At 36.7% G+C, this 12,126-nt stretch carries 9 protein-coding genes and 3 tRNA genes; 5 read left to right on the forward strand and 7 right to left on the reverse strand.

Annotated features, from left to right (window positions below; genetic code table 11):
- Positions 1-40: 40 nt before the first annotated feature.
- Complete coding sequence (locus ESU54_RS03710; protein WP_111843801.1) at positions 41-790, reverse strand: C40 family peptidase; 750 nt, start codon at positions 788-790, stop codon at positions 41-43.
- Between the two features lie 24 nt (positions 791-814).
- Positions 815-1,993 carry an acetyl-CoA C-acyltransferase gene (locus ESU54_RS03715; RefSeq protein WP_111843977.1) on the reverse strand — a complete coding sequence of 393 codons (1,179 nt, stop codon included), beginning with the start codon at positions 1,991-1,993 and terminating at the stop codon, positions 815-817.
- Positions 1,994-2,123: 130 nt separating this feature from the next.
- Between ESU54_RS03715 and ESU54_RS03720 the strand changes: the two genes are divergently transcribed.
- The 4 genes from ESU54_RS03720 to ESU54_RS03735 all read left to right on the forward strand — a co-directional run bounded on the left by ESU54_RS03720 (position 2,124) and on the right by ESU54_RS03735 (position 9,135).
- Positions 2,124-4,169 (forward strand): HD family phosphohydrolase, encoded by a 2,046-nt coding sequence (locus tag ESU54_RS03720; protein WP_111843802.1) that lies wholly within the window; start codon positions 2,124-2,126, stop codon positions 4,167-4,169.
- A gap of 223 nt (positions 4,170-4,392) precedes the next feature.
- Entirely contained in the window at positions 4,393-5,874 is a 1,482-nt protein-coding gene (locus ESU54_RS03725; protein ID WP_111843803.1) for a proton-conducting transporter transmembrane domain-containing protein, read from the forward strand.
- The gene (locus tag ESU54_RS03730) at positions 5,874-8,261 is read left to right on the forward strand and encodes a DUF2309 domain-containing protein (protein WP_235004548.1); all 2,388 of its coding nucleotides are present in this window, start codon (positions 5,874-5,876) and stop codon (positions 8,259-8,261) included. The genes ESU54_RS03725 and ESU54_RS03730 overlap by 1 nt, the downstream gene beginning before the upstream one ends.
- Before the next feature lie 13 nt (positions 8,262-8,274).
- Positions 8,275-9,135, forward strand: coding sequence for a DUF6671 family protein (locus tag ESU54_RS03735; RefSeq protein WP_111843805.1), 861 nt, complete (start codon positions 8,275-8,277; stop codon positions 9,133-9,135).
- Here ESU54_RS03735 and ESU54_RS03740 read toward each other — a convergent pair.
- Positions 9,132-10,055, reverse strand: a complete 924-nt coding sequence (locus ESU54_RS03740; RefSeq protein ID WP_111843806.1) for a LysR substrate-binding domain-containing protein — start codon at positions 10,053-10,055, stop codon at positions 9,132-9,134. The two genes, ESU54_RS03735 and ESU54_RS03740, sit on opposite strands and share 4 nt — an antisense overlap.
- A 90-nt stretch (positions 10,056-10,145) precedes the next feature.
- Between ESU54_RS03740 and ESU54_RS03745 the strand changes: the two genes are divergently transcribed.
- A complete protein-coding gene (locus ESU54_RS03745) occupies positions 10,146-10,424 on the forward strand; it encodes a hypothetical protein (RefSeq protein WP_111843807.1) in 279 nt (92 codons plus the stop codon).
- A 47-nt stretch (positions 10,425-10,471) separates the two neighbouring features.
- On the opposite strand, the gene ESU54_RS03750 is transcribed toward ESU54_RS03745, so the two are convergent.
- From ESU54_RS03750 to ESU54_RS03765, 4 genes are all read right to left on the reverse strand, one after another.
- Positions 10,472-10,545: transfer RNA gene (locus ESU54_RS03750), tRNA-Arg, on the reverse strand.
- A 40-nt stretch (positions 10,546-10,585) separates the two neighbouring features.
- A tRNA-Pro gene (locus ESU54_RS03755) sits at positions 10,586-10,660 on the reverse strand.
- A gap of 60 nt (positions 10,661-10,720) precedes the next feature.
- A tRNA-Ser gene (locus ESU54_RS03760) sits at positions 10,721-10,804 on the reverse strand.
- A 151-nt stretch (positions 10,805-10,955) separates the two neighbouring features.
- Entirely contained in the window at positions 10,956-12,125 is a 1,170-nt protein-coding gene (locus tag ESU54_RS03765; protein ID WP_111843808.1) for a THUMP-like domain-containing protein, read from the reverse strand.
- Position 12,126 lies beyond the last annotated feature (1 nt).

The raw sequence follows: 12,126 nt of genomic DNA on the forward strand, positions 1-12,126 counted from the left end.
AAAAAAGCAAAACCCCTGAAATTTCAGGGGTTTTGCTTTTTTATATAATTCTTTTAATTACTCGCAGTTTGTGTGTGTGGTTGCGCAATTCATAATTAAAAATACCACTGTGGTCCAGCCTGTCAATACGTACTTTTCCGTGGGCGTGAATAATGTAGTTATCTTTCATAATGATGCCCACGTGGGTGATTTTTCCTTCGTCATTATCAAAAAAAGCTAAATCTCCAGGCTCGCTTTCTTCAATGAAACTCAGCGCTTCGCCCTGTGTTGCTTGTTGACTAGCGTCGCGGAGTAATTTGTATCCATTCAGTTTGTAAACCATTTGGGTGAAACCACTACAATCAATACCAAATGGAGTTTTGCCTCCCCATAAATAAGGAGTATTTAGGTAGATTAATGCAGTTTCAATAAGATGTTCCTTAGGAAGTACTTTAGAAATTGACTTTCCTTCAAAATGATGTCTCAAATATTCCGAGGCCGAGATATTGCTTCCCAAACAGATAGAAAAAAGTTGATTGTCTGAAGCAGTTACAAAGTCTACCAAATCTGATGAGAGTTTCAATTCCTGTTTTTCAAAATCTGAATAATTCTCTTCAGCAATAGTTATATATTGTTTGTTGTCTATCCACCCTTCATAGTTGTCAAAAGCCAAACGGATGCGACTCCATTTTTTACGAGTTTCCAGTATTTTGAAATGTTCTCCATAAAGTAGCTGCGTTACCATTTCACTCACATCGGAAGCCTCGGCTCGAAGTGGGACAACGCTTAAATTGCAGATACCGTAATCCATTCAGAAATTATTGAAATATACGGTTTAGATTCTTTCAATTACCATTGCAGAAGCACCACCACCGCCGTTGCAGATTGCTGCGGCGCCAATTTTAGCATCGTTTTGTTTCAAGACATTCAGAAGGGTAATTAAAATACGAACACCACTACAGCCAAGTGGATGCCCCAAAGAAACAGCGCCTCCGTTTACATTTACGTTGCTATCGTTAAGACCCAAAATTTTCATATTTGCAAGACCTACAACTGCGAATGCTTCGTTGAACTCAAAATAATCTACATCTTTAATATCTAGCCCAGCTTTAGCAATTGCTTTTGGAAGTGCTTTTGAGGGCGATGTGGTAAACCATTTTGGCTCTTGCGCAGCATCGGCATAACTTTTTATGTAAGCCAAGGGAGTAAGTCCTAATTCTTTTGCTTTTGCCTCGCTCATCAAAACCATTGCTCCTGCACCGTCATTGATGGTTGATGCATTTGCAGCAGTAACAGTTCCGTCTTTTGAAAAGGCAGGACGCAAAGTAGAAATCCTGTCCATTTTTACATTTTTGAACTCTTCATCTTCGGAAACTATAACTGGTTCTCCACGACGCTGTGGCACTTCAACAGGAACAACTTCCTCATTAAATTTTCCATCGGCCCAAGCTTTTGCAGAGCGTTCGTATGATTTTATGGCGAAAGCATCTTGGTCCTCACGAGAGAATTTATATTCTGTAGCACATAGATCGGCACAGGTTCCCATTGCGTTATGATCGTAAGCGTCTACCAAACCGTCTTTTTGCATGCCATCAATCAGAGTAGCTGGCCCAAATTTTGTTCCACTGCGCATATGCACATAATGAGGAATGTTGCTCATACTTTCCATTCCGCCAGCAATTACTACATCGGCATCGCCAAGAGCAATAGCTTGTGCAGCATTCATAACGGCTTTCATTCCAGAAGCGCAAACTTTATTAATAGTTGTAGCAGGAACAGTGTCAGGAATACCAGCACCTAAAGCAGCTTGACGTGCTGGAGCTTGTCCAACACCAGCTTGCACTACGTTGCCCATATAAACTTCTTGCACCAAAGATGGATCAAGATTTATTTTTTCCAATGCACCTTTTATGGCTGCTGAACCCAATTGGGTTGCAGTTAATGATGAAAGGCCTCCCATAAAACTTCCGATGGGGGTTCTGGCTGCGGATACGATAACTACTTTATTACTCATGCTACTAGTTTTTATATTTGAAATAAGGACTGCGAAATTACGGATTTCCATCTTAAAAATCAATCTTTGCAAGTAATGGTTTTGGGATAACTCGTTCCTTATTTATACCTTTACTCTAAGTAATCATTTTATGAAGAACCTTTTTTCTTTGTTCGCCAAAAACCAATCCCTTATTTATAAGGTTTTTCTTTTCATAATTTCCACACTCTTAATCATTTATTTATTGCCTAAGGGCGGTCAGTTTAAATATAATTTCCAGAAAGGAAAACCCTGGCAGTATGAAAACCTGTATGCACCTTTCAGTTTCACAATAAAGAAAAACGAAGATACTTTAAAGAGAGAGCGACAAGAAATTCGAGCCAATGCCATTCCCTATTTTGAATATAATAGTGAAATAGAGGAAAATGTTATCGAAAACTTCAACAATAATCTTGAAACCAAATATATAGATAGCCTCTATAAAACTCCCGAAAAAGCAATTGAGAGATTAGCCGATGTTTTTATTTCCGAAGTTTATAAAAATGGCGTTACCGATGAGATTCATACTTACGACGATGATAGGCTTATTTACCTGAAAAAAGGAAACGAGATTGAAGAACGCAACTATTCCCAATTGTTCAAAAAAGAGAATTTGAACAAAAAGGTACGGGAGTTGGTAGAAAAAAATAAAGTCGAAGACGTTCAGGTGCTTCTTTACAATCTTTTATACGAAGTTTTTGAACCCAACGTAAAGTTAAATTCAAAACTAACGGAAGCCTCAATAGATGCTGAAATAAAAGCACTTAATCCAAACCGCGGAATCATTGAAAAAGGTGGACGTATTATAGCAAAGGGCGAAGTGGTTGAAGGTGATAAATTTCAGATACTGGAATCGTTGAAAGCTGAATTTCAAAGCCAAATTTGGAGCAAAAACAATTACCTGTGGCTTTTGGTAGGCTATTCTATGCTCGTTTCTTTGGTTTTTTTAATGCTTTTTCTTTTTCTGAAAAATTATAGACCATATATATACAACAACAATACAAAAGTAACCTTTATATTCTTCAACATCTTTTTGATGGTTTTCCTTACCACACTTGTATTGAAAGTTCATTCTGATTATGTTTATGTGGTGCCAATCTGTATTCTGCCGCTTATCCTGAAAGCTTTTTTTGATCCGCGTGTTGGGCTTTTTGTACACGTTTTGACCATACTATTGCTTGGCTTTATCGTGCCCAACAGTTTTGAATATATGTTCCTTCAGTTTATTGCAGGAATTGTTACCATTCTTACCGTTTCGGAATTGTATAAAAGAGCAAACCTGTTTATCTCAGTGGGGCAGATAACGCTGATTTACATTCTTGGTTACTTTGCATTCTTTGTAATCCAAGAAGGAAATATACAAACCCTTCAGTGGGAAAATTTCGGGTATTTTATCCTTTGTGGTTTGGCCACTCTTTTTGCCCATCCTTTGATTTATTTTTATGAAAAAATATTTGGGTTGGTTTCTGACGTTTCCTTATTGGAACTGAGCGATACCAATTCAAAATTACTCAAAGAGCTTTCAAACAAAGCTCCTGGAACTTTTCACCATTCATTGAACGTAGCAAATTTAGCCGAAGCTTCCGCCAATGAAATTGGTGCAAACAGCATGTTGGTTAGGGTAGGGGCACTCTATCACGATGTTGGCAAAATGCTGAATCCTACAATGTTTACTGAAAACCAAGCCAATTCAATAAACTCACATAACGAATTGGATCCGAAGGAAAGTGCTAAAATAATTATAGATCACGTAATAAAAGGGATAGAAATAGCTCGAAAAAATAACCTTCCAGACAGAGTGATAGATTTTATACGTACCCATCACGGAACAAGCTTGGTGTATTATTTCTATAAAAAAGAAAGAGAACAACAGGGCGAGGCCAACAAAGAAGATTTCATCTATCCAGGACCCATTCCTTTTTCAAAAGAAACTGCAATTTTGATGATGGCAGATAGTGTAGAAGCCGCTAGTAAAAGTTTAAAAGAACCCTCTTCTACAATTATAGACGAGTTTGTTGAAAAGATAATCAACAATCAAATGGCGCAGGGGCAGTTTTTAAATGCGAATATTACTTTTAAGGAAATTGAGACCATAAAAAAGGTTCTTAAGAAGAAATTGAACAATATCTATCACCTTCGCGTAGAGTATCCGGAATAGTTAAATCCGGATACAATTTCAAATATTTTCTTAGATTGATTTTCTTTTAAATTCAAAAAAATGAAGGAAATAAAGCCGTGGGAAATAAGCGAACCATAAATTAATTTAATGCTTATGATATAAAATATAAATAAAAATTTATAAAAAGGTTTTTGGAAATTTGTCGCGTTGATAATTTGGTTATCAGCTCAAAATTTCAATTTTTTAAAAAACCTTAAAAATTATGCAGGTCACCCTGAAACAACCCACCAACCCACAATTACTTCACAGCCCTCAAACCACCAACCATTTAAACATTTTTACATTCGTTCCTCTCTTAATTTGGTTACTTTTCGCTGTCAATCTTCTAACAATTATTTATTTTTTTCCACAAACACCTTCTTGGTATTGGGAGGACGTTTTCAGAATTAATGGATTTACCATTTTAATTTGGACAACAGTTACATTTTTTAGCGCCATTGTAAGTAATTACTCGAAAAATTATTTAAAAGGATTTTCCCATCAACTGGGTTTCACGCTCCACAGTTTGGGATTTTTATTTTCAGTAATGCTTCTCGTAATGTCCAACCACATTATACCTTTTATAGGTTCGTGGTTGCTAATGGGAATATTTATGGCGCAATTAATAGGAATAAACAGGTCTTGGGCAGAGGCCCGGCAAGCAGCTAAATACGCTCAAAAGTATTTTCTATTGGGCACTTTATTTCTTGGAGCAGGATTAATCCTTTTAGCTACGCAAACCGACACCTATAATATTGAAGGTATTATTCCCAAACTTAGCCTACTTCCTGCCCACATAAAAATAGTTGCTGCTGTATGTATTATTATGGCTGCAATAATCCAATCTGCAATGTACCCTTTTCAGCGGTGGTTGCTTTCAGCTATGACTTCGCCAACTCCAGCTTCGGCACTTATGCACGCTGGTTTTGTGAATGGCGCCGGAATATTACTCGCATTTTTTTCGACACTGCTTTTTGAATCACACACACTAACACTTCTGTTTATAATTGGCGGAATTACTGCTGTAACGGCACAGTTCACGAAATTGCTTCAAGTGAACGTAAAACAAAAACTGGCTTGTTCCACAATTGCCCAAATGGGTTTTATGATTATGCAATGCGGATTGGGTTTTTTCAATGCTGCCGTAGCCCACCTTATTTTGCACGGATTTTATAAGGCTTATTTGTTTCTTTCTTCGGGTGAAGAAATTCAACAAACTAATCCCACAAAGCCCTATAAAATTGTAATTACACCATTACAAACTTTAGTTGTACTACTGTTTGGAGCTATGGGAGCTGTACTTTTTTCATATCTCACAGGAAAAGGAACGGCAATGGATAGCGGAATAATACTAACGCTTATTGTAGCAATAACGGTTGGTCAGATAACTTACAATATTGTGAAACAGGAGATTTTTTCATCCATTCAAAAAATCGTTTTTCCGATACTGCTTTTTACCATTGGCATTGTGCTTTATGCAATGCTATACAACGCTGTAACAATCTTAATGGCAGACATGCCAATGGTTGATGCGCCAGTGTCTATCTCCGCAGCACATATCATCTTCGGAATCATTTTCCTAATCGGTTTCTTTATAATGAAACTAGGTGTTTATAGGAAAGTGCCGTGGCTCTATGTAAAATTGATGAACGATTCACAACCTTATAAAAAAACCATTCTAACTTCAAATAAGAAATCTTTATAATGTATTCAAAATTGCAGCAAAGTATAGACGAAGCCTCAAAAATTGTCGGCACAACTTGGCCTCTTTATTCTTTTGTAACTTCCAATCCGCTGGTAGGTTTCGAGGAAAGCCATTTTTCGGAAGCTGTGATACAAGCTGAAAAACTTTTTGGATCAAGATCTTTTCCCGAAGTTTCCGTTTATCGCCAAGCTTGGAACCGCAAAGAAATTGAAGAAAGTGAAGTGACAAATCTTTTAAAAGAAAATGGATTTGAAATTACGCCTTTGGAATCTCTAAAAAAGATGGAGTCTGAAAAAACTATTTGCAAAAGAAGCCACAATACCGACATTGACCGAATTGTTTCGAAATGGCTTGCCGCCTTTATGGACGAAGGACTCGCAGAGTGGGAAATGCCAAACAAAAACGAAGGCTTTTTTAATTCTTGGCGAAAGCTTGCCAAATACGACACTGAAATTAACCTTAAAAATAGCAATGAAATTCCAGAAACCGCGGCTGATGCCTTAATGGTTTTAGTAAAAAATTATTCAGAAGAGGAATGTGTTGAAATTTTCAAGTATCATCTAGCGGCGTTACCGGGCTGGATGGGCTACATAAAACATCGAAATGACGCTAACACAGCTTGGCAGAAAGAATATCCCATTACAATGCTAGATTATTTGGCGGTGCGTCTTTTCATTGCAGATAATTTGAATATAGATTTTCTGCCAAAAAATTTGACTGCGGATAAAAATACAGCAATTAACTCGCTTCGCCATCTTTGGTTAAAAGCGTGGGAGCAGAGTTGGCAGAAAAAATTAGCCAAGACGCTAGAAGAAAATAACATAGCGCTGAATTCTAAAGTTAGAAAAATACAAATTCCGGATGCTCAATTTGTACTGTGTATTGATACACGTTCAGAATTGATGCGAAGACATATAGAAAATGTTGGTCATTACGAAACATTCGGTTATGCGGGATTCTTCGGAATAGCGATGGATTATAAAAACGAGAATGATTCAATTGTTCGCAAATCTTGTCCTCCAATAGTTGGCTCGGCCTATATTGTTTCTGAAATTCCTCAAAAAGACAAATCGGAGAAGGCTGAGAAATTCGCAAAGCGAAATACGCTAAAAAACTTCAGTGAATATTTCCTTCGAAGAATGAAGAATATGCTTCCTTCAGCGTTTGGCTACGTAGAAGGTTCGGGTGTTTTTTACGGATTTTCATTAATAGGAAGAACGCTTTTTTCGGGCTATAATTACCGAAGAAACAATCGGAAAATTACTGATTACGAAGAAATATATGAACCGAAAATAAATACCTGCACTAATGAAAACTACTTGCATACAGATAGCATTCCCTTAGAGGAAAAAGTGGCGATTGTAAAAGGAGCTTTTGATCTCACCGGTTGGCAAACTTTTGCGCCAATTGTTTTATTTGTGGGTCACGGAAGTCATACGGCAAACAACCCTTTCGGTTCAAGTTTGGATTGTGGCGCATGTGCCGCAAGTCCGGGAAGACACAATGCGCGAATGCTAGCAAAATTGGCAAACTTGAAAGAAGTACGAGAAATATTGCTGAAAAATTATTCCTTCGAAATTCCTCGCGAAACAATTTTTATAGGAGCTGAGCATAATACAACAACTGATGAAATTGTGATTTTTGATTCAGAAGTTCCTAAAACACATTCGCAATCGGTGCAAATTTTAAAAGAAAACCTTGCGAAGGCGCAAAAAAATGCAACAGCAGAACGTTTGGGTGAAAAGGACAAAAGCATATCGCAAGCGCAGAGCAAAGCAAACAGTTGGTCCGAAACTCGTCCAGAATGGGGTCTCGCCAAAAACGCAAGTTTTATAGTCGCACCAAGAGAACTGACCAAAAATTTAAACCTTGGCGGACGTTGTTTTTTACATTCGTACGATTGGGAATTAGATACGGAAGGCGCCGCACTGGAAGGAATAATGCAGGGTCCGATGGTAGTAACACAATGGATCAATAACCATTATTACTTCTCAACTGTTGATAATGATACTTTTGGTGGCGGTTCAAAAATAACCCATAATATCACTGGAAAATTTGGGGTAGTTCAAGGCAATGGTGGCGATTTGAAAATGGGACTTCCAAAGGAATCGGTTAAACAAAGCGATACTGAAATGTACCACCAACCACTGCGACTTTCGGTTATTATTAAAGCTCCAATTCAAGGAGTGGAAAAAATACTACTCAACAATGAAAACTTAAGAAGTCTTTTAGATAACGAATGGATTTATTTGATGGTTATGGATGTGAAAGACAACGATACTATTAAAAAATACAATCGAGGAATGAAATGGGAAAATTTTTCAAATAGCCTGAAACCATTTGTAAAGAAGGATGAAATGAAGGTTAAATTAACAGCTACGGTTTGATTTTATATTGAAAATGAAGAAATATAACGGTGTTGAAATTTTCAGAAAAAGGGACGTAATTATTGCTACAATGCACCGTAAGGAGAAGATTATAGCACCTCTTTTTAAAAATGAATATCAAATGAAATGTGAAGTGCCAAAGGGTTTCAATACGGATCAATTTGGCACTTTTAGTGGAGAGATTGAACGAATAAAAAATCCATTAGAAACTGCTCGGGTCAAGGCGCTCGCTGCCCTTTCAAATACCAGCGCAACTTTGGCGATTGCAAGTGAAGGTTCTTTTGGCCCAAATCCGGAAAGCCCATTTATTACTGGTAATGAGGAATTGGTTATACTTATAGATGTAAAAAACGATTTTGAAATAATAGGGCGGCATTTCACCGAAAAGACAAATTTCAATCATCAAAAAATTGAAAACTTGAATGATCTAAAGGAATTTACTACCCGAGTTGGATTTCCAGAACACGGCGTAATATTGAAATCTAGCGATAATACTCTTCCGGAAATAATTATAAAAGATTTTCTAAACTTCCTTTCATTAGAAAATCAAGTTATTGAACTTTTGAATAAAGGGAAAATTATCACCGCCGAAACCGATATGCGAGCGATGAACAATCCTACAAGAATGGAAGCAATTCACTTGGCAACAAAAAACTTAATAGCTAATATAAATTTGCTTTGCCCAGAATGCAATGCGCCAGGCTTCAACATTGTTAACGCTATTCGAGGTTTAACTTGTAGCCTTTGTAAGCTGCCAACAAAAGGTATAAAAGCCTACAGTTTTTCCTGCAAAAAATGTTGTTTTAATTGTAACCGTGAAAAGAATGGAGTAACATTCCAAGATCCCACATTCTGTGACTATTGCAACCCTTAATATTTTTCTAACCAACTGTAATGAGCTTTTATTACAGATTCAATGTTTTCATTCAAATATCCAAGATAAGCTAGGGCAGCAGGAGAGAATTTTTTTCCTTTTAACCAAATTAAATTCCAAGCAGTTTTTATAGGAAGTCCATTTACAGGAACTATACTTATTTCATTGTCGTTAAGTTCATTTTTTAATCCTATTAAAGGCATTATACTAAAACCCAATCCTGCCAAAACCGCCTGTTTGACCGCTTCGTTAGAAGTAAGCTGAATTTTTTTATTCACTTGAATATTCTTATTCGCTATAAAACGCTCCATCGCCTGTCTTGTCGCAGAGCCTTCTTCGCGGTAAATCCAAGGTAAGTCATCAAAAATATCTTCAGTTTTATTTGAAAATGTTTTCGCCAATTCAGGGTTTGCTACCAAGAACAATTTGTTTTCCATAATGCTAATTTTCTCTACTTTCAAATTGTCTGGCAGAACCGAGACAAAGGCAAAATCAACTTCATTCTTTTCAAGAGATTCCAACACTTGATAACGGTTGGTTACATCCATAACCAAATCCACTCCACCCTGGATTTTTAAGAATTCAGATATAAAAAATGGCATTACATATTTGCCTGTGGAAACCACTGCAATGGTTAAACGACCGGTAAGTTTTCCTTTAAAGGCCAAGCTTTTGTGTTTCATTGTTTCCACTTCGGCTAAAATCCGTTTTGTAGCCTCGGCAATTTCTTGACCAAAGGGCGTAACATAAAGTTGTCTGCCAATAACTTCTGTCAATGGAATTTCAAACTGATCTTGAAAATTTTTAAGTTGAATGGATACTGCTGGCTGTGTTAAATAGAGTGCTTCCGCCGCCTTGGTAATGCTTTTTAGCTCTGTGATTTTTAAAAATATATTGAGCTGATTGAGAGTATAATTCATTAAATAATTTTATTAATAGCATAGTAAATATAAATAAAAATATATGAATAAACATACCCATATTTGTATCGATCTTTAAAAAAAACTTAGATGAAAAAGCATGAAACCGTAGATTTAATAAAGGGAAAATTTACACCTGAAGAAGCCGCAGAAATATTGTTTTCAATTATTGGCAATAAAATCAAATTTAATAATAGACAAATATTTAGCCGCGAAGAACGCAATCTTGGAAATATTGATAAATACAAAAGACGATTAGAAGAATTAAAAGAGTCGCAAACAAAAATTTCAAGACTTATTTCCGAGGCCAATGCGGGAAATGATATCCTAGAAATTAATGCTACTATAGATATCAAAATAAATCAGTAAAAGATACTTTATAAAAAACAAAAAATCCCCTAAGTAGGGGATTTAAGTGATCGCGACAGGATTCGAACCTGTGACCGTCTGCTTAGAAGGCAGATGCTCTATCCAGCTGAGCTACGCGACCAATAATAAACAGAAAAACCGAACAATGTGTTCGGTTTTTGTCGGGGTGGCAGGATTCGAACCTGCGGCCTCCTGCTCCCAAAGCAGGCGCGATAACCGGGCTACGCTACACCCCGTGAACAGCAATTAATATTGTTCACTGTAATTTGTGAGTTTTCTATTTAAACTCTATAATGCGGAGAGACAGGGATTCGAACCCTGGCGACGGTTACCCGTCGACAGATTAGCAATCTGCTCCGTTACCACTCCGGCACCTCTCCAGTTTTTATGAACGTGTCATCCTAAAATGCGGTTGCAAATGTAAGTCTTCAAATGTAATAACGCAAACAAAAAATAGCCTTTTTTGCAGATAAATTTTAAAGCGGTTGAAATCAATTGAATGGTAAATAAATTTCTTAAAAAAAAACCGTTTTAAACCTTTGAACAAACAATTATTTCCTTTTTATCTTCCAAATTGGTCACAAAAAACAAATAAACATCTCCACCATCTGCAATTTTCCACTTTTTACGGAGGGTTTCTACAGATTCCGGAAAATTTCTGGTTGCAACATTCGCCTTTTTGAAGGATAGCGCAGCACGCATTTCAGATTTGGAGTAAGGAACCGTTTTTTCAATAAAAAAACTTCTTCCCGGGAAATCTACTAATGTTTCGTATGTGAAAAGATGTGTGTTTTTATGAAGTTTGTTCAGCTTCAATTTTTCAGAAACCAAATCGAATGCACCGCTTTTTAAAATGGCAGTATTGGGCTCAAATAGATATTTTTGTGGCAAACTATATTTGGCAGTTGCGGACTCATTCCATTCAAAATTAAATTTTTCAGTGCCGAATTTCGTGAAATTAACTGTTTTGATTTTTGGATTGGCATCCGCTTCTTTCTTCAGCAACCACAATAGTTCTTTCACTTCATTATCAACTGCTACAATATGAATTTCTGAAACCCCCTGTAATTCACTCAAACCAACAGTAATATCTAACATTGGTGAAGTTTTTAAAAGAAATTGATCACAATGGTTAAGAAGTTCAGAAATATTCTCGGGAATATTGGGTTGACAATCCTTTAGAAAAAAAACCTTGCCTTTACTCTCGTGACGGCGGGAAGGGTCTGCATAGATGGTACTGTATTTATTGTTTAAAACAGCTTTTAAGCCATCTTCAGAGAAACAAGCAATATTCTCTTTCCCGAGAGCTCCAAAGTTGTGTTGCGCTATTTTAGAAAGCCTTTCGTTCGTTTCAAAATGATGCACGGTCTGGAATTTTTCAGAAAAGAAAAAACTATCCACACCGAAACCGCCCGTAATATCCGCAATTGTGTTTCCACTAATCAAAGAAGCTTTGTATTTTGCAGTGATTTCCGAAGAAGTCTGTTCCAAATTCAACTTTGGCGGAAACAAAATATTTAGAGTTTCAAACCAGGTGGGTAATTTTTTCACTGCCTTTTTTCTACTTTCAATTTGCTGCATTAGCTCTTGCACAGTAACTTTTTCAAACGGACTTCCAGCGAAAGCGAGTTTGGAAACTTCCCCCTCAAAATTTCTAATAAAATCCTGTACTTCGGTATTTAAAAGTAATTGGTTGAACAAA

The sequence above is a fragment of the Aequorivita antarctica genome, assembly GCF_007997155.1.
Taxonomy (GTDB): Bacteria; Bacteroidota; Bacteroidia; order Flavobacteriales; family Flavobacteriaceae; genus Aequorivita; species Aequorivita antarctica.